Raw genomic sequence first — 17,100 nt, 5'->3', positions numbered from 1 at the left:
GTCGCTGATCGCACCGATGGACGCACCGACCGCGGACTCCGCCCCGACCCGGCCACTGGCCATGTCGGACGTGGCCGCCCGCGCGGGCGTGTCGCACCAGACCGTGTCGCGGGTGATCAATCGCCACCCCAACGTGGCGGTGGCCACCCGGGCACGGGTCCTGGCGGCGATCGCGGAGCTCGGGTACCGCCCCAACGGGGCGGCCCGGGCCCTCGCCACCGGTTCGACCCGCACGATCGGCCTGGTCACGTCGAACATCAGCCAGTACGGGCCGGCACAGACGATGCTCGGGCTGGAGCACGCGGCCCGCGCGGCCGGCTACTTCCTGACCGTCTCGGTGCTCGACGACGCCGGCGCCCGCACGATGACCGAGGCGGTCGACCGGCTGGCGACCCAGTCGGTGGACGCGATCGTCGCGCTGAGCACCTACGACGAGGCCGTGCTGGCCCTGCGCCAGGTGCACGCCGCCGTCCCGCTGATCGCGGTGCAGGCCAGCGGCGAGGGCGACGGCCCGGCGGTCTGGGTCGACCAGGAGGCGGGCGCCGCGCTGGCCACCCGGCACCTGCTCGACCTCGGCCACCGCACCGTCCACCACGTCAGCGGGCCGGCCGGGTCGATCGAGGCGGCCGCCCGCGCGTCGAGCTGGCGGGCGGTCCTCGAGGCCGCCGGCGCGCCACTGCCGTCCGTGTTGCGCGGCGACTGGTGGCCGGCCTCCGGGCACGCCGCCGGCCGGGAGCTGGTCGCCCGCCGGCGCGGGGGCGAGTCGGTGACCGCCGTGTTCGTCGCCAACGACCAGATGGCCTTCGGGCTGCTCAACGCCTTCCACGAGGCCGGCCTGCGGGTGCCGGACGACGTCAGCGTCGTCGGCTTCGACAACGTGCCGGAGGCGCCCTACTACATCCCGCCGCTGACCACGGTCCGGCAGGACTTCGCCGAGTTGGGGCGGCGCGGGGTGCAGCTCGTGCTCGGGCTGCTCGGCGGCGAACAGGCTCGGCCGCGACCGGTCGTGCCGCAGTTGTTGGTGCGCGCGACCACCGCGCCACCGGCCCGGGGGAAAGGGTGACTCATGTACGTCGTCGGGGTGGACTTCGGCACGCTGTCCGGGAGGGCGGTCGTGGTCCGGGTCGCGGACGGGGCCGAGCTGGGCAGCGCCGTCTCGGTGTACGACCACGCCGTGGTCGAGAGCCGGCTGCCGGCCACCGGTGAGCAGCTGCCGCCGGACTGGGCCCTGCAGATGCCGGGGGACTGGCTGGCGGTGCTGCGCGACGCGGTCCCGGCCGCCGTGCGCGCCAGCGGCATCGACCCCGCCGAGGTGATCGGCATCGGCACCGACTTCACCGCCTGCACCGTGCTGCCGACGACCACGGACGGCACGCCGCTGTGCGAGCTCGACGCCTTCCGGGACCGGCCGCACGCGTACCCGAAGCTGTGGAAGCACCACTCCGCCCAGCCGCACGCCGACCGGATCAACGCGCTGGCCGCCGCGCGCGGCGAGACCTGGCTGGCCCGCTACGGCGGCAAGATCTCCAGCGAGTGGGAGTTCGCCAAGGCGCTCCAGGTGCTCGAGGAGGATCCGTCCGTGTACGCGGCCATGGACCGCTGGGTCGAGGCCGCCGACTGGATCGTGTGGCAGCTCTGCGGCAGCTATTTGCGCAACGCGTGCACGGCCGGTTACAAGGGGATCTACCAGGACGGCGCGTACCCGTCGGCTGACTATCTGGCGGCGTTGAACCCGGGGTTCGCGTCGTTCGTCACCGACAAGCTTGAGCACGAGATCGGCCAGCTCGGCGCGCTGGCGGGTGGGCTGACTGCCTCGGCCGCAGAATGGACGGGTCTACCTGAGGGCATCGCGGTCTGCGTGGGCAATGTGGACGCACACGTCACCGCGCCGGCCGCTAAGGCCACCGAGCCCGGCCAGATGTTGATGGTGATGGGCACCTCCACGTGCCACGTGATGAACAGCGACCGGCTCGGCGAGGTGCCGGGCATGTGCGGCGTCGTCGACGGCGGCATCGTGCCGGGGCTGTACGGATACGAGGCCGGGCAGAGCGGCGTCGGCGACATCTTCGCCTGGCACGTCGACAACTTCGTACCCGCGTCCTATGTGGAATCCGCGACCGCCGCGGGCATCAGCGTGCACGACCACCTCACCGCCCTGGCCGCCGCGCAGGAGGTCGGCGAGCACGGCGTGGTCGCGCTCGACTGGCACGGCGGCAACCGCTCGGTGCTGGTCGACCACGAGCTGTCCGGCGTGCTGGTCGGCACCACCCTGGCCACCCGCGCCGAGGACGTCTACCGCGCGCTGCTGGAGGCCACGGCGTTCGGCACCCGGACCATCGTCGAGGCCTTCGAGAGCAACGGCGTCGAGGTGGCAGAGCTCGTGGTGGCCGGCGGGCTGCTGCGCAACGCGTTCCTCATGCAGCTCTACTCGGACGTCTGCCGGCGCCCGCTGTCGGTGATCGACTCCGAGCAGGGTCCCGCGCTGGGCTCGGCGATCCACGCGGCCGTCGCGGCGGGCGCCTACCCGGACGTGCATGCCGCGGCCGAGGCGATGGGCAAGGTCCGGCGGGCCGTGTACGTGCCGGACGACCAGCGGGCGACCGCCTACGACGCGCTCTACGCGGAGTACCAGCTCCTGCACGACCACTTCGGCCGGGGCGGCAACGACGTCCTGCACCGGCTGCGCGACATCCGCCGCACCGCCAAGGAGTCAGCGTGACGACCGTCCCCGTTCAGCGTTCTGAGAACGGCTCGCACCAGGAGCAGCGGGGTGCCGTGGCCGCGTTGCACCAGGAACTGGTCCGCTACGGCCTGGTCACCTGGACCGCCGGCAACGTGTCCGAGCGGGTCCCGGGCGCGGACCTCTTCGTGATCAAGGGCAGCGGCGTCTCGTACGACGGCTTGTCCTGGGAAGGCATCACCGTCTGTGACCTGGACGGTGAGGTTGTCGACGGGGTGCGCGCCCCGTCCAGCGACACCGCCGCGCACGCCTACGTCTACCGGCACCTGCCGGAGGTCAACGGCGTCGTGCACATGCACAGCCCGTACGCGACCGCCTGGTCCGCCCGTGGCGAGGCGATCCCGTGCGTGCTGACCGCGATGGCCGACGAGTTCGGCGGCCCGATCCCGGTCGGCCCGTTCGCCCTGATCGGCGACGACTCGATCGGCCAGGGCATCGTCGCCACGCTGGCCGGCCAGCGCTCGCCGGCCGTGCTGATGCGCAACCACGGCGTCTTCACGATCGGCGACAGCGCCCGGTCGGCGGTCAAGGCGGCGGTGATGTGCGAGGACGTGGCCCGCACGGTGCACCTGTCGCGGCAGCTCGGTGCGCCCCTGCCGATCGCCCAGGCCGACATCGACTCCCTCTACGAGCGGTACCAGAACGTCTACGGGCAGCGTTGAAAGGAAACATCGTGATCGACGACCCCTTCGCCGGCAAGGAAGTGTGGTTCCTGACCGGCAGCCAGGGCCTGTACGGCGAGGACACCCTCGCGCAGGTCGCCTCGCAGTCGCAGCGGGTGGCGGCCGCGCTCGACGCTTCCGCCGACCTGCCGGTGCGCGTCGTCTGGCAGCCGGTGCTGACCAGCTCCGACGCGATCCGCCAGATCATCGGGCGGGCCAACGAGCACCCGGCCTGCGTCGGCGTGATCACCTGGATGCACACGTTCTCGCCGGCCAAGATGTGGATCGCCGGTCTCGACGCGCTGCGCCGCCCGCTGCTGCACCTGCACACCCAGGCCGACGCCGCCCTGCCGTGGGCGACGATCGACATGGACTTCATGAACCTCAACCAGGCCGCGCACGGCGACCGGGAGTTCGGCTTCGCCCTGACCCGGCTGCGGGTCCCGCGGACCACGGTCGCCGGGCACGTCAGCGACCCGGTGGTGGCGGCCCGGATCGGCTCGTGGGCGCGGGCCGCGACCGGCGTGGCCGAGGCCCGCTCGCTGCGGCTGGCCCGGTTCGGTGACAACATGCGCGACGTCGCGGTGACCGAGGGCGACAAGGTCGAGGCGGAGCTGCGGGTCGGCGTGTCCGTCAACGGCTACGGCGTCAACGACCTGGTGTCCGTTGTGGACTCCGTGTCGTCCGAAGCGGTTGACGACGTGGTATCGTCCTATTTGGAGCTGTATGACGTCGCTCCCGATCTCCGTCCGGGCGGTGAGCGGCACGAGAGCGTGCGCTACCAGGCGCGGGTCGAGGCCGGGCTGCGGTCGTTCCTGACCTCCGGCGGCTTCCGGGCCTTCACCACGAACTTCGAGGACCTGGGCGGCCTCCGTCAGCTTCCCGGGCTCGCGGTGCAGCGGCTGATGGCCGACGGCTACGGCTTCGGGGGAGAGGGCGACTGGAAGACCTCGGCCCTGCTGCGCATCCTGAAGGTCGTCGGCGCCGGCCGGCCGGGCGGCACGTCCTTCATGGAGGACTACACGTACCACCTCGGCCCTGGCACCCCGAAGATCCTCGGCGCGCACATGCTGGAAGTCTGCCCGACGATCGCCGGCGACCGCCCGCGCGTCGAGGTGCACCCGCTGGGCATCGGCGGCCGCGAGGACCCGGCCCGGCTGGTCTTCACGGCGGCGACCGGTCCGGGCGTGACCGTCGGCTGGGCCGACCTCGGCGACCGGTTCCGCTGGGTGGCCAACGACGTCGACCTGGTCGAGCCGAACGAGCCGCTGCCGAAGCTGCCGGTGGCCCACGCCGTGTGGGAGCCGCGCCCGGACTTCTCGACCGCGACCGAGGGCTGGCTCACCGCCGGCGGGCCGCACCACACGGTGCTGTCGACCGCGGTGACCGCCGAGGAGATCGGCACCCTGGCCGACCACCTGGGCATCGAGCTCGTACACATCGAGGCCGGCACGACCCGGCGCGGCCTGGCCAAGGAGCTGCGCTGGAGCGCCGCGTACCACCGGCTGGCGCAAGGCATCTGAGTTTTTTGGGGGCGCGGCCCGGTGCCGCGCCCCCTTTCGCTCAGATCGCCGTCGATCGGCTGAGGTGCTCCCACTCCGCCACCTCGGCCAGCAGGGCCGCGTGGTGCTCGCGCAGGCCGTCGACCGCGTCGTCGCCGAGCAGCAGCCGCAGCGGGGGCTTGGCACTGTCGAGCGCTGCCAGGATCGCCGCCACGCCCTTGACCGGGTCGTTCGGCTCGGCGCCTTCCAGCTCCCGGGTGAACCGTCGGGTCGCACCCGCCGTCGCGTCGTACGCCGGCAGCTCCCGGGTCACGTACTTGTTGTTGTTGAACTCGGTGCGGAACGCGCCGGGCTCCACGATCAGCACCCGCACCCCGAGCGGCGCGAGCTCCGTCGCCAGGGTCTCGGAGAAGCCCTCCAGGGCCCACTTGGCCGCGTGGTAGGCACCGAACGCCGGGTATGTCTTCCGTCCGCCGAGCGAGCTCATCTGCACGATCGTCCCGCTGCCCTGGGCCCGCATCAGCGGCACGACGGCCTTGGTGACCTCGGCCGCGCCGAAGAACACGACCTCCAACTGCTCGCGCAGCTCGGCCATCGTGATCTCCTCGACGGCGCCGAGCACCAGCGAGCCGGCGTTGTTGACCAGAACGTCGACCCGGCCGTACGCGTCGAGGGTTGCCTTGACCGCTCTTGCTATCGAGTCGGGGTCGGTGACGTCCATCGTGGTGGTTCTGATGTGTTCGTGCTCGGCCAGGTCGCTCAGCGCCGCTGGTCGACGCGCCGTGGCCATCACCCGATCGCCGGCGGCCGCCGCGGCGAGCGCGATCTCCCGGCCGAAACCCGACGAACACCCGGTGATCAACCAAACTCTGTTCTGCATGCGGTCGATGCTGCGGCGGCGTAGTCGGCCGCGGCCAACACCGGCTGCCTGGCGCAGCGGTAGGTTCGGGCTGTGACCCCAGATCTTCGGCAGTTCCGGTACTTCGTGGCCGTCGCCGAGGAGCTGTCGTTCACCCGCGCCGCGACCCGCCTGATGATCGCGCAACAGTCACTGTCGCAGCAGATCACCGCGCTGGAGCGGAACCTCGGGGTCAAACTGTTCGAACGTGACAGCCGGGGCACCAGACTGACCGATACCGGGGCGTTGTTCCTCCCCGAGGCGCGGGCGGCGCTGGCCCGCGCGGACGAGGCGGTGGCCGTCGTCGCACGGGCGCGGCGCGGGGAGGCCGGCGAACTGAGCCTGGCGTTCCTGGCGACCACCGCGAACCACCTGCTGCCGCCGATCGTCCGGGCCGCCCGGTCGCGGCTTCCATCGGTCTCGGTCCTGACGACCGAGACCGCCATCGGGTCGCTGGTGGACGGGGTGCTCGACGGATCTTTCGACCTGGCCTTCACCCGCCCGCCGCAGGTACCGGGCCTGGCGTCGCACACGATCGCCACCGAACAGGTCTGCGCGGTCCTGCCCGCCGGCCACCCACTCGCCGACCGCGCCGCGCTGTCCCTGGCGGACCTGGCGGGGGAGCGCTGGGTGATGACGCCACGCAGCTCGTGGGAGCCGTGGCACCGGGCGTTCGACGAGAGCTTCCGGGCGGCGGGCTTCAGCCCTCAGGTCGTCGCCCGCGACGCCAGCGTCCAGGGGTTCTGGGCCTGGTCGCGGCCGGGGTCGGGGTGACCCGCCTGGGCCGGTCGGCCCACCACCTACGCCGCACGGGAGTCGTCTTCGTGCCGCTGACCGGCGAGCTCATGCCGACCGACATGGTGTGGCGCCCGGACAACACCGCGCCGGCGCTGCGCCGGCTCCGCGAGGTGGTCACCGACCTGGCCACCAGCACGGACCTCACCGAGGCGGGCTGAGCCACGGGCTCTACCTGGCGGCGTGTCAGGCAACCGGTGTTGGCCGGCCCGGCCCGGTCCGCCGCAAGATCGGTCCCATGAGCAACCACGAATCGGACCGGGCGGCGCTGCGCGACCTGGTCGACGCATACGCCCGCCTCGCGGACCGCCGCGACGCGACCGGTCAGGCCGCGCTGTTCACCTCGGACGCCCGGGTCTCGGTCTTCATGGGCGGAGCGGACGGCGGAGACCCGGCGCCGGTCATCGAGGGCCGCACGAGGCTCGCCGATGAGTTCGGCGCGTTGCGAAACTACGAGCAGACGACCCACTTCAACGGCCAGAGCACGGTCACGATCGAGGGCGACGACGCGACAGGCGAGACCTACTGCCTGGCCCACCACCTGTGGACCGAGAACGGCCAGCGCGTCCTGATGGTCATGTCGATCCGTTACCACGACCGCTTCGTCCGCGACGAAGGTCGCTGGCTCTTCGCCGAACGCCAACTGATCGTGGACTGGGTCGACCGCCGCCCCACGACGGCCTGAACCGCCTGTCCTGTCCGTACGCGAAATCGGTTTGCCGCAGTCCGCTGGCGCGACCAAGATCACTGTTGTGCGGATGCTCAGTTTCGCGGATGGCGCGGCGTCGGTCGTGACGGTTTCCCGGCCGGAGCCGGCGGCCGGGCGGGTGTTGGTCCGGACCGAGGCCGTGGGCGCGGGCGTCGGGTTGCTCCGGGCGTTGGCCGCCGACACACCTGGCTCACCCGGCGGCGAGATCGTCGGCACGGTCGTCGTGGTCGGCTCCGGCGTCGACCGTTTCGCCGTGGGCGACAGGGTCGGCGGGGTCGTGTTCGCGGACGCGTACGCGGAGTTCGTCGTCGCCGATCCGCGGTTGATCAGCGCGATCCCGCCGGAGGTGGCGCCGGGCGTTGCCGTGGCGGTGGTCCGCGGCGGGCTGGTGGAGCTGGCCGCGTCGCGCACCGGCCGCTTCTCGGCCGGCGAGTCGGTGCTCGTCACGGCGGCCGCGAGCGGGGTCGGGCACCTGGCGGTGCAGTTGGCGCGGGCACTCGGCGCGGGCCGGGTGGTCGGAGCGATGAGCTCGCCCGACAAGTCGGACTTCGTGCGCTCGTGCGGCGCGGACGCGGTCGTCACCTACGACGAACCGGCGTGGGGCGACCCGGTCGACCTGGTGCTGGACGGGGCCGGAGGCCCGCTGGTCGCCCGCGGCATCGAGGCGCTGTCGCCGTTCGGGCGGTTGGTCGCGTTCAGCGCGGGCGGCGGATCGGTGGACGCGGGAGCGCTGCTGCCGGGGATGAAGACCGTCACGGCCCTGACGATCGGCACCCTCCACCGCACCCGGCCGTCCGTGGTCGAGGACCTGCGGGCGGAACTGTGGGCACTGCTCGCCGCGGGTCACCTCGACCCGCGGCACGTCGACCTACCGTTCGACGCGGCCGCGGACGCCGTGGCCCTGCTGGCAAACCGCGCCAACCCGGGCCGCGTCGCACTGTTGTCGTAACCAGCCCTTCGTGGTCGAGTTGCTGTCGCGGGAGTGCCTTTGAGGAAGGCTCCCGCCGTGACCGCGCCTTCGTGGTCGAGTTGCTGTCGCGGGAGTGCCTTTGAGGCAGGCTCCCGCCGTGACCGCGCCTTTGTGGTCGAGCTGCTATCGCGGAGGTGCCCTTGGCCACGCTCGGACAGCCGACAGGCCATCGCCTGCGTGCTGCTCAAGGTGGACCTGCCGGTGCCACCGGAGCCGACGAGCCCTTAGCCCCCGCCCACGGCGGCGGGCAGGGGTTCTCGCGCGGCCTACGTGGTCTGGGCCTACGTGGTCTGGCACGTACGTACGTGACAGAACATGTACTCAGCACGCGGCCCCGCCAGCCGCCGCGCTACGGCTGCTCGATGTCCGAGAACAGGCCCATGAACGTCACCTGCGTTCCCGCGAGCCCACCGAACAGGGCAGCGGCGGCGGGTGTCTTGACCGCGGTCGAAGCGTCCTCGTAGCTGTCGAAGTACAGGTCGAGCGTTCGATAGGCGGGTGTGGGTGTGCCGTCCTCCTTCGGCCACACCTTGGCCGATTCGAGCCGCCGGAGCTTCGGCAGCGATTCCGCGGCCTGGCGGACCTCCGCGTACGCGTTCTCGAACTCGTCCGGGTTCGCCGGGTTGTCGACGATCAACGTGATCTTGGTTGGCAAATCGCTTTCCTTCTCGATCGGGGTGGCTCAGTTGGTCTTAGCCGTGCGGCGCAGCCGGATGGCCGCGATGAGGAAGAGAATCGCGCCGGGGATGGCGTAGCCGATCGCGTTGGTCAGCGCCGGGTCCTCGGCGGAGGCGGCCGCCACGAACGCCCCACCGGCGAGCACCGAGAGGCCGCCGCTGATGATCATCGGCCACTGGCCGCCCATCCCGCGGCGCGTGACGCCGACGATGAGCTGCACCAGCCCGGCCACCACCGCCCAGGCACCCCACACGCGCAGCACGGCCGGGATGCCGGACGTGCTGGCGACGGCCAGGCCGACGGCCGCGAGGAGGCTGACCACGATGTTGACGGACAGCAGGGTGGTGGTGCGCGACGAGCGCAGGTCGACGACCGCGGCGGCCGCGTCGACCAACGGGTAGATCACGAGGAGGGTGGCAGTCAGCGCGCTGAGCTCGTCGGCGATCGCGAACGTCACGACGGCCCAGACGACTGCGAACCCGAAGCGGGCGAAGTAGAGGCGCCGGAGTGCGGTCGCCGTCGTCGAGACCCCGGGTGCGGTGACGGTGGTCATGGTCAGCCTTTCGATGGCGGGGCAGAACGAACGTTCTGTCTCGCTCACGATGACAATCGCGGCTCGGGTTTGTCAAGACAGAACGTTCTATCCGCTACGCTGGGCGCATGGCTCGCAGCGAACCCGGGACCCAGCCGTCCGAGGCACGCCTTCGGCTCCTGACCACGGCAACCCGCGTCTTCTACACGGAAGGCATCCATTCGGTGGGTGTCGACCGGATCGTCGCCGAGGCCAAGGTGACCCGGGCCACCTTCTACCGGCACTTCCCGGGCAAGGAAGACCTGGTTCTCGCCTACCTCCAGAGCGCCGACCAGGCCATTCGCGACCAGGTGGAAACGGCCATCACCGGCGCGGGCATCTCGGCGAGCGACGCCGTCCGCGCGGTCGCGGCGGCGATCGCCGAGGGCATCCAGTCGCCCGGGTTCCGCGGATGCGCCTTCCTGAACGCGGTGGCCGAGTATCCCGATCTCGCCCATCCCGTGCACCAGGCCGTCCTCGCCCACCGCTCGTGGTTCCTCGACACGATCAACACCCTGATGGCACGCATCGACGAGACCGGGGCCGAAGGCGCCGCGCAGCACTTCGTCATGCTGCGCGACGGCGCCATGGCGGCCGGGTGCCTGTTCGACCCGGCCGCGATCTGCGCGACCTTCCTACGCGGTGTCGACGGCCTGGTCGAGGCCCACGGGTCGCGTTCTTAGACCCGACGTTGTACGTGCAGCAGGTACTCGCGGCGGTCCAGCGGGTTGTGGTCGGTGCGCGGGCGTTCCGGCCACGGGCACGGTGCCGGGGCGTAGTGGTCGAACGCGCTCTCCAGCACGCCCTCGCCGCGGGTCAGTGACGGCAGCCGGGTCTCCAGGGCGTGCACCCGGGCGGCCGGGATGTCGCCCTCGACGACCGCGACCGGGCCCGCCGTGCTGGTGTCGGTGGGCAGCGCGCGGTGCTTGGCCAGCACCGGCAGCACCGCGCCGAGCAGGTCGGCCGGCACTTCCAGGCGGAAGTGGTGCACCGGCTCGTGCACGGCGGTGCGGGCCCGACGCAGCGCGGCCATCAACACCAGGGGCGTCAGGTTGCGGAAGTCGCCGGCCGTACTCGACATGCTCTTGTCGAACGTGCCGTGCGCGTGACTCTGCCGCGCGTAGTAGCCCGAGTGCGTCATCGTCACCACGCAGTCGAGCACCCGCCAGCCGTGCGGCCCGGCGCTCAGAACTTCGTGGACGGTCTCCTCGACGGCCACGAAGAACGCCGGCGGCATCGACCCGAGCTCGACGCCGAGCCGGAACGTGGTCCCCGAGTCGACCGGGCCGGGCTCGACCCGCAGGCCGACGGTGGCCAGGAACGGCGCTTCGTGCTTGAGCTCGTACGCCGCGCCCGTGCCGACCACCCGCTCCACGCAGATCGTGGTCGACTCGCGGAAGGTGACCGCCAGGCCGTACTCGTCGGCCAGGGTCGCCTGGATCACCTCCTTCTGGACCTCGCCGTAGAGCGACACGGACGTCTCGTCACGCACGTCGTCGCGGCGCAGATTGATCAGCGGGTCCTGCTCGGCCAGCTCGGTCAGGGCCGCGTGCAGCGCGCCGGCGTCGGCGGGACGGTCTGGCACCACGACGGTCTCCAGCGACGGCGGCGCGAAATGCTGTTGGGCGCCGGGCCGTGGCCGGCCGAGGGTGTCGCCGATCCGGACCTCCGAAAGGCCGCGCACGACCGCGATCCGCCCGGCTGACACCGTCGAGCGCGCGGTGAGGGCACCGTTCTCGAAGACGCCGATCCCGGTGACCTTCGTGCCGGCGCCGACCCGGTCGCGCACTGCCAGGATGCCGTCGAACATCCGCACGTACGCCAGCCGCTCGCCGGCCGCGCCACGGTCCACTTTGAACACCGTGCCGGACGGCGCGGCGCTCTCGTCACCGTGCGTGGCCGGGAGCAGGTCGTGGATCCCGGTCATCAGCTCGGGTACGCCGGTGCCGGTGATCGCCGAACCGGCGTACACGGGATGGATCCAGGATTTGGCGGTCTGGACGGCGAGCTCGGCGCGGAGCGTGCCCGCCGGGACGCCGCCGTCTTCGACGAAGGCGGCCAGGACGCTGTCGGAGCGTGTGGCGAGCAGGTCGGCCAGACCGGATTCACCGGGTACGAAGGTGGCCGCGCGCGTCCCAGCGTCCCGGACGGCGCCCATCGGCTGCGGGCACAGGCCGAGCCGTCGCGAGAGGTCGGCGAGCAGCGCTTCCGGCCGGGCACCGCCGCGGTCGACCTTGTTGAGGAAGACCAGCAGCGGGATGCCCAGGCGGCGCAACGCCCGGGTCAGCACCCGGGTCTGTGGTTGGACGCCCTCGACGGCGGAGACCACGAGGACGGCGCCGTCGAGCACGGCGAGGACCCGCTCCACCTCGGCGATGAAGTCCGGGTGGCCGGGCGTGTCGATCAGGTTGACGGTCACGTCGCCGATCGGGAACGACACGACGGCGGCCTTGATCGTGATGCCGCGTTGCCGTTCGAGGGCGAGCGTGTCGGTGCGGGTGCTGCCGTCGTCGACAGAGCCGAGCTCGTCGATCACACCGGCGGCGTGCAAAAGCCGCTCGGTCAGGCTGGTCTTACCGGCGTCGACATGGGCGAGAATTCCGAGATTGAGCGTGCGCAAGCGAGCTGTCCTTCGCGTGGGCGGCTGAGTGAACCGAACTGGCCGACGGAACGAACTCGCTAGCTGGACGCATCTCGGGAATCCTCTCTGTGTCGTGGTTTTTCAGCTCATCAGACACCGGTCAGGCCGGCAACCCGTTTTCCACGAGCAGGGTGCGCAGGGCCGACTTGGGGCGGGCGCCGACGGTGGCGCTGACCAGCTCGCCGCCACGGAAGATCAGAAGCGTGGGCAAGGACCTGACCTGGTACGCCCGACAGGTCGCCGGGTTCTCATCGGCGTCGAGGGTGGCCACGGTCATCCGCCCGTCGAGTTCGACGGCGAGCTCGGCGAGGCTACGCGAGATCGCGTGGCAGGGCGGGCACCAGTCGGCCCAGACGTCGACGACGATAGGCCGAGGCGACGCGAGGACGAGATCGGCGAAGGTCTCGTCGGTAACGGTGACTAGCAGGTCCTGCTGGAGCATGTGCTCTCCCGACTCTCGATGGCGACGGTCAGCTGGCCGTGGAGCCGCTCGCGCACCTGACGCATCCGCTCGATCCCGGCGTCCACCTCAGCGATCTTGCGCCGCAGCACGGCGACCGAGTCCGGACAGACGTCCCCGGACGAATGGCCGGCCCGCAGGCAGTCGACGAACGGACGTATGTCGTCGAGCCCGAACCCGATCCCGAGCAGAGTCCGGATCTCCCGCACCACCCGCAGGTCCGCGTCGTCGTAGACCCGGTACCCGTTGGCCGACCGCGCGGCCGACAACAGCCCGTGCGTCTCGTAGTAGCGCAAGGCCCGGGTGCTCGTGCCGGCCCGCTCGGCCAACTCCCCGATCAGCATGCACCCGACGCTAAACCTTTCCCCCGATGTCAAGGCAAGGCCGCCGCACTAGGCTGGGCATCCCTTCACGTCGGAGGCGTGTCGATGGTCACCGAAGCGACCCTGTTCCGGCTGGCGACGTCGGCGGCCACGATGACCTACCGGGCCTGGGCGCGGAAGCACCGGCTGACGCTGAAGAACGCGACACCAGACGCGCTGCTGGCGGGCCGGTTCACCGAGCCGTTCCAGCGCAGCCGGGCGACGCGCCGGCTCGGGGAGATCGCGGACGAGGTCGCGCGAAAGCTGGAGCCCATCCTCGCGGTGGAGTACCCGTCGCTGCTGGACAACGAGCGTGAGGCGGCGAGCCTGGCCGTCGCCGGCACGCTGGACCGCAGCGACCTGTCAGCCGCCGATTTCCTGGAGATGGATCTCGACCCGGCCGCCCTGGAGCAGCAGCTGAAAAACGACCCGACTTTCGTCCGTGAGGTCGCGCTGTTGAACGACGCGGGCCGGGTCTTCGTGGACCAGCTGGTCCGCGACCTAAGCAACTACGTCATCGACATGGTGATGAGCCTGCCGGACTTCCAGAGCGCCGCGGCCCGCGACCTGATGACCCGCGACAGCGAACTGCTGACGCTGGTGCGCCGCATCCTCGACGAGATGCCGACGGCCGCCAAGCTCAGCCCGGAGGGCTCGGATGACGAGTTTCTCGGGCGCTACCGGATGCACCTTGCCCGACACCTCGACTGGCTCCAGCTCTTCGGCCTGGATGCCAGTGGCACCCAGAGTCGCTACGCACTGAGCGTCGCTTACATCACGCTGACGGCTGAGAACGCGGACCGCGCCGACAAACGCATTCATGGTGCTTTCGCGGCTGACAAGCTTGATGCCTTGTGGGCTGGGGCACAGTGGTTAAGAGAATCCACTAACGTTCGGTTCTTGTCGCCGCCGACCGTCGTGACGGTTGCGGCGCCGAGCGCCTTTCGCATCCAAGATCGAGTCTTGCGCGCCCATTGGTCCCCGTTGAAGGGTTCGCGGACAGCCGCTAAGACGACGCATCTCTCGACGTTGGTGAGCTACGACGTCAAACATAGCTTGTTCGGCGAGTTTGGTAGTCGTCGGATCGACGAGTTACTCGCCTTCGCAGATAGCGCGCTCGTTGTCGGTGATGCGGGCTCCGGCAAGACGACGTTGCTCCAATGGCTCGCGGTGAACGCCGCCAAACAATCCTTCGTGGGTCCGTTGGAACTATGGAACGCGGTGGTTCCGGTCTTTATCCAGCTCCGGCACTACCGAGGCGCGAAACTCCCGACCCCTGGCCAGTTCCTGGAAACCGCCGCGCCGAACCTGGCCGACCGCATGCCCAAGGGCTGGATGAGCAGGCAGCTGGACAGCGGTCGCTGCCTACTGCTGGTCGACGGGCTCGACGAGTTGCCACCGGCTGAGCGTTCTGCGGTCAAGCCGTGGCTGCAGCGACTCGTTGACGAGTTCAACGTCAGGGTGATCCTGACCTCGCGTCCTGCCGCCGTGAAAGAAGGTTGGCTCGACGAGGTCGGGCTGGGTACCTACCGGCTGGAGCCGATGAGCCTCGCCGACGTCGTGCAGTTCATCAGACACTGGCACGAGTCTGCCGTGTCCGGCGTGGAGGACGGCAGCGAGAAGCGGGAAATCCTCGCGCTGGCCGTGCCTCTGGCCGCCCGCATCCTCAACCAGCCCGCCTTGCGTCAGTTGGCGACAACCCCGTTGCTCTGTGCTCTGCTCTGCGCGCTCAACCGTGGAATGCGCAGCTCGATTCCTCAAGACCGGATGCACCTGTACCGCGTCGCGCTGGAGATGTTGGTCGAACGCCGGGACGACGAGCGGAATGTCCCGAACGCCGAGATACGCCTATCGCTGCGCGAGAAGCTCGACATTCTCCAGAACATCGCCTGGTGGTTCCAGCTCGCCGAACGAAGTGAAGCCGATCGCTCCGACATCGAGCCGCAGGTGGCCAAGCGCCTGCGACTCACGGAGATCAGCCACTCCGCCGAGGAGGTCCTCGACTATCTCCTGCTGCGCAGTGGCGTCCTGAGGCAACCCTCGTCCGGCCGGGTCGACTTCGTGCACAAGACGTTCCAGGAATACCTGGCAGCCAAGGCCGCTGTCGACGAGAACCTGGTGTCGATGCTGATCGAACGTGCGCGCGAGGACTCTTGGCGCGAGGTCGTCATCATGGCCGCGGGCCACGCGTCGCTGAACCAGCGGGAAGAACTTGTCAACGGGCTCCTGGCCGCCGGTCGTGAACGACCGCGGCTCCGCCACCGGCTCCACCTGTTGGCGGTCGCCTGCCTGGAAACCTCACCACAGCTGAAGCCCGAGACACGCGAGCAGGTTGCTGTCGCTCTGGAAAACCTCGTTCCGCCGAAATCCATCCGCGACGCGCAGGCGCTAGCGGCGGCCGGCGTGGCGGCCGTGCCGCACCTGGCCGGGCTGGGCCGCCTACGCGCGAACGAGGCCGCCGCCACGGTCCGGGCGCTGGCCCAGATCGGCGGAGACCCGGCGCTCATCGCTCTGGCTGTGTACAGCACGGACCGCCGCCGATCGGTCGTACGCGAGCTGCTGCGGGCGTGGCGGAGCTTCCCGCCAGAGGCATACGTTCGGACCGTCCTTGCCGACTCCCCGCTGGAGGACGGGACACTGTCGTTGACGGACCTGGATCACCTTCCGTACCTCTCCGAGCTACGGATGCTCCGCGCGGTCAGGCTCAGCGTGCCGGCCGGCCGCGCGAACCTGGAGATCATCGGGCGGGTGCCGACGCTCACCGAGCTGAGCCTGGGCTTCGAGCCCGACCTGGAGTCGTTGGAGCCGCTCACCGGGCTGACCGAGCTCGCGAGTGTGCGGCTCGACACGTGCGGTGCGTTGCGCTCGCTCGCCGGGCTCGAGAGCGCGCCGCTCGCGTCGCTCGACGTCAGGAACTGTGGGTCGTTGACGGACATCACGGCCGTCTCACCGACGAGGCTTGCCCGGCTCGTGCTCGCCTTTACCCCCGTCAGCGATCTGAGCCATCTCACAGAGGCGCCCGCGCTGACCTACGTGGATGTTGCCTTCTCCGACGTGGACACGTTCGCCGTGCTCGCGGCGCTGCCCGCGCTGCGGCAGTTGCACGCACAGATGATCCCGGCCGCCGACCACGACGTGCTGGCTGAGAGTGGGTCGCTGCAGGATCTCACCGTCACGGTCCCCGACGATCGGGCCGACCTGGCGTTCCTGCCGGCGACGCTGCGTTCGCTCGTGGTCAACGGACGGAGCCACGCTCGGCTCAGGAGCCTGGGTGGGGTGGAAAGGTGCACCGAGCTCACGCACCTCACGCTGGCGGGCCTCCCCGAGCTCGAGGACATCATCGCCCTGGGCTCGCTCGAGAAACTCGAGTGGGTCTTCTTTCAGGGCTGCGAGGCCTTGGCCGATCTCGGCGTGCTGCTGCGGATGACAAGCCTGGTCGAGCTGGTCCTCTCGGACGTCCCACTCGCGGACGTGACCGCGTTGCGGCGGCCGGGCCTGAAGGTCACGGTCGACGGCGACGTCGTCCAGCTTTAAGGCCTCGTCAGCTCCGGTGGGACCGGCAGGTCGACCTTCTGCAGGACCGTGGCGATGGCCTCTTCGACCTGGGTCGCGTGGTCGGTCAGGTCCGCGATCGCGTAGCCCGCGAACAGGTCGCACGGTTTGTCGAAGGTCAGCGTCGAGTCATCGCCGGGCTGCTCTGAGATGGTCAGCCGCACCGGCAGATATTCGATGATCGCCGGGTCGTGTTTGTAGAGGCCCTCTTCGATCACCAGGTTGTCGGCCAGGTACGTGACCGCGCGCAGTTCGTGGCCTGCCAGCCGCATGACCGCGCTCGGGTCGAACGTCGAGATGTTGACCAGGCCGTCGCCCGCGCTGCGGTTCGACAGGTTTTCCAGGGCCGGCCAGCCTCCGCCGCCCTTGGCCTCCGCTACCGCCGTGCCCCAGGACCAGGACGGCACGGCACGTTCCCATTGCTTGCGGAACTGGTCGTACGACCGCCCCGTGTGGAACACGAAGCGCCGGACCGGCCGGCTCAGCACCGATACATCCTGCTCGCTCATCGTCCTCGCCTCTTCCCCGTCGCCGCGGCCCCAGGATGGTTGGGGCCGCGG

Annotated in this window: 17 protein-coding genes; 10 read left to right on the top strand and 7 right to left on the bottom strand. The window is 70.5% G+C overall.

Annotated elements, in window-relative coordinates; all coding sequences use genetic code 11:
• The first annotated feature begins 16 nt into the window (after window positions 1–16).
• Genes CHC05_RS01935 through araA form a run of 4 tightly spaced genes read left to right on the top strand, consistent with a single transcriptional unit; the run spans window position 17 to window position 4,925 of the window.
• Window positions 17–1,063 carry a LacI family DNA-binding transcriptional regulator gene (locus tag CHC05_RS01935; RefSeq protein WP_089243966.1) on the top strand — a complete coding sequence of 349 codons (1,047 nt, stop codon included), beginning with the start codon at window positions 17–19 and terminating at the stop codon, window positions 1,061–1,063.
• A 3-nt stretch (window positions 1,064–1,066) separates the two neighbouring features.
• Window positions 1,067–2,719, top strand: coding sequence for a ribulokinase (gene araB, locus CHC05_RS01930; RefSeq protein WP_089243964.1), 1,653 nt, complete (start codon window positions 1,067–1,069; stop codon window positions 2,717–2,719).
• Window positions 2,716–3,402 (top strand): L-ribulose-5-phosphate 4-epimerase, encoded by a 687-nt coding sequence (locus CHC05_RS01925; RefSeq protein ID WP_089243962.1) that lies wholly within the window; start codon window positions 2,716–2,718, stop codon window positions 3,400–3,402. Before araB ends, CHC05_RS01925 begins: the two co-directional genes overlap by 4 nt.
• 14 nt (window positions 3,403–3,416) lie before the next feature.
• Window positions 3,417–4,925: an L-arabinose isomerase gene (gene araA / locus CHC05_RS01920; RefSeq protein ID WP_089244685.1), complete on the top strand. Its 1,509-nt coding sequence runs from the start codon at window positions 3,417–3,419 to the stop codon at window positions 4,923–4,925.
• Between the two features lie 40 nt (window positions 4,926–4,965).
• Here araA and CHC05_RS01915 read toward each other — a convergent pair whose 3' ends face one another.
• Complete coding sequence (locus tag CHC05_RS01915) at window positions 4,966–5,784, bottom strand: SDR family NAD(P)-dependent oxidoreductase (RefSeq protein ID WP_089243960.1); 819 nt, start codon at window positions 5,782–5,784, stop codon at window positions 4,966–4,968.
• Window positions 5,785–5,856: 72 nt separating this feature from the next.
• On the opposite strand from CHC05_RS01915, the gene CHC05_RS01910 reads away from it, so the two are divergent.
• The 4 genes from CHC05_RS01910 to CHC05_RS01900 all read left to right on the top strand — a co-directional run bounded on the left by CHC05_RS01910 (window position 5,857) and on the right by CHC05_RS01900 (window position 8,255).
• Window positions 5,857–6,576: a LysR family transcriptional regulator gene (locus CHC05_RS01910; protein ID WP_218824386.1), complete on the top strand. Its 720-nt coding sequence runs from the start codon at window positions 5,857–5,859 to the stop codon at window positions 6,574–6,576.
• The gene (locus CHC05_RS41970) at window positions 6,573–6,758 is read left to right on the top strand and encodes a type 2 periplasmic-binding domain-containing protein (protein WP_218824385.1); all 186 of its coding nucleotides are present in this window, start codon (window positions 6,573–6,575) and stop codon (window positions 6,756–6,758) included. The genes CHC05_RS01910 and CHC05_RS41970 overlap by 4 nt, the downstream gene beginning before the upstream one ends.
• 77 nt (window positions 6,759–6,835) lie before the next feature.
• A complete protein-coding gene (locus tag CHC05_RS01905) occupies window positions 6,836–7,282 on the top strand; it encodes a nuclear transport factor 2 family protein (protein ID WP_089243958.1) in 447 nt (148 codons plus the stop codon).
• 73 nt (window positions 7,283–7,355) lie between these two features.
• Window positions 7,356–8,255 carry a quinone oxidoreductase family protein gene (locus tag CHC05_RS01900; protein WP_089243956.1) on the top strand — a complete coding sequence of 300 codons (900 nt, stop codon included), beginning with the start codon at window positions 7,356–7,358 and terminating at the stop codon, window positions 8,253–8,255.
• Window positions 8,256–8,625: 370 nt separating this feature from the next.
• Here CHC05_RS01900 and CHC05_RS01895 read toward each other — a convergent pair whose 3' ends face one another.
• Together CHC05_RS01895 and CHC05_RS01890 are read right to left on the bottom strand one after the other, a co-directional pair.
• A complete protein-coding gene (locus CHC05_RS01895; protein WP_089243954.1) occupies window positions 8,626–8,931 on the bottom strand; it encodes an EthD domain-containing protein in 306 nt (101 codons plus the stop codon).
• A gap of 27 nt (window positions 8,932–8,958) precedes the next feature.
• Window positions 8,959–9,555 carry a hypothetical protein gene (locus CHC05_RS01890; RefSeq protein ID WP_245870614.1) on the bottom strand — a complete coding sequence of 199 codons (597 nt, stop codon included), beginning with the start codon at window positions 9,553–9,555 and terminating at the stop codon, window positions 8,959–8,961.
• A 59-nt stretch (window positions 9,556–9,614) separates the two neighbouring features.
• On the opposite strand from CHC05_RS01890, the gene CHC05_RS01885 reads away from it, so the two are divergent.
• Window positions 9,615–10,208 carry a TetR/AcrR family transcriptional regulator gene (locus tag CHC05_RS01885; protein WP_089243951.1) on the top strand — a complete coding sequence of 198 codons (594 nt, stop codon included), beginning with the start codon at window positions 9,615–9,617 and terminating at the stop codon, window positions 10,206–10,208.
• Here CHC05_RS01885 and CHC05_RS01880 read toward each other — a convergent pair.
• From CHC05_RS01880 to CHC05_RS01870, 3 genes are all read right to left on the bottom strand, one after another.
• Window positions 10,205–12,145 carry an elongation factor G gene (locus tag CHC05_RS01880; protein ID WP_089243950.1) on the bottom strand — a complete coding sequence of 647 codons (1,941 nt, stop codon included), beginning with the start codon at window positions 12,143–12,145 and terminating at the stop codon, window positions 10,205–10,207. The two genes, CHC05_RS01885 and CHC05_RS01880, sit on opposite strands and share 4 nt — an antisense overlap.
• A 121-nt stretch (window positions 12,146–12,266) precedes the next feature.
• Window positions 12,267–12,608, bottom strand: a complete 342-nt coding sequence (locus tag CHC05_RS01875) for a thioredoxin family protein (RefSeq protein WP_089243948.1) — start codon at window positions 12,606–12,608, stop codon at window positions 12,267–12,269.
• Complete coding sequence (locus CHC05_RS01870) at window positions 12,587–12,970, bottom strand: MerR family transcriptional regulator (RefSeq protein WP_089243946.1); 384 nt, start codon at window positions 12,968–12,970, stop codon at window positions 12,587–12,589. Before CHC05_RS01870 ends, CHC05_RS01875 begins: the two co-directional genes overlap by 22 nt.
• Before the next feature lie 84 nt (window positions 12,971–13,054).
• Between CHC05_RS01870 and CHC05_RS01865 the strand changes: the two genes are divergently transcribed.
• Entirely contained in the window at window positions 13,055–16,522 is a 3,468-nt protein-coding gene (locus CHC05_RS01865; RefSeq protein ID WP_089243944.1) for an NACHT domain-containing protein, read from the top strand.
• Here CHC05_RS01865 and CHC05_RS01860 read toward each other — a convergent pair.
• Window positions 16,519–17,049 carry a DUF302 domain-containing protein gene (locus CHC05_RS01860; protein WP_144022445.1) on the bottom strand — a complete coding sequence of 177 codons (531 nt, stop codon included), beginning with the start codon at window positions 17,047–17,049 and terminating at the stop codon, window positions 16,519–16,521. The two genes, CHC05_RS01865 and CHC05_RS01860, sit on opposite strands and share 4 nt — an antisense overlap.
• Window positions 17,050–17,100 lie beyond the last annotated feature (51 nt).

It is taken from the genome of Asanoa hainanensis (genome assembly GCF_900188485.1).
Lineage (GTDB): Bacteria > Actinomycetota > Actinomycetes > Mycobacteriales > Micromonosporaceae > Asanoa > Asanoa hainanensis.
Note: the sequence above shows the minus strand (reverse complement) of the source record. Positions and strands in the feature narration are given on the sequence as shown.

Coding starts and splice junctions, on each gene's coding strand:
- CHC05_RS01935 (WP_089243966.1), top strand. CDS start 17: ATGGACGCACCGACCGCGGACTCCGCCCCGACCCGGCCACTGGCCATG.
- araB (WP_089243964.1), top strand. CDS start 1,067: ATGTACGTCGTCGGGGTGGACTTCGGCACGCTGTCCGGGAGGGCGGTC.
- CHC05_RS01915 (WP_089243960.1), bottom strand. CDS start 5,784: ATGCAGAACAGAGTTTGGTTGATCACCGGGTGTTCGTCGGGTTTCGGC.
- CHC05_RS01905 (WP_089243958.1), top strand. CDS start 6,836: ATGAGCAACCACGAATCGGACCGGGCGGCGCTGCGCGACCTGGTCGAC.
- CHC05_RS01900 (WP_089243956.1), top strand. CDS start 7,356: ATGCTCAGTTTCGCGGATGGCGCGGCGTCGGTCGTGACGGTTTCCCGG.
- CHC05_RS01885 (WP_089243951.1), top strand. CDS start 9,615: ATGGCTCGCAGCGAACCCGGGACCCAGCCGTCCGAGGCACGCCTTCGG.
- CHC05_RS01875 (WP_089243948.1), bottom strand. CDS start 12,608: ATGCTCCAGCAGGACCTGCTAGTCACCGTTACCGACGAGACCTTCGCC.
- CHC05_RS01870 (WP_089243946.1), bottom strand. CDS start 12,970: ATGCTGATCGGGGAGTTGGCCGAGCGGGCCGGCACGAGCACCCGGGCC.
- CHC05_RS01865 (WP_089243944.1), top strand. CDS start 13,055: ATGGTCACCGAAGCGACCCTGTTCCGGCTGGCGACGTCGGCGGCCACG.
- CHC05_RS01860 (WP_144022445.1), bottom strand. CDS start 17,049: ATGAGCGAGCAGGATGTATCGGTGCTGAGCCGGCCGGTCCGGCGCTTC.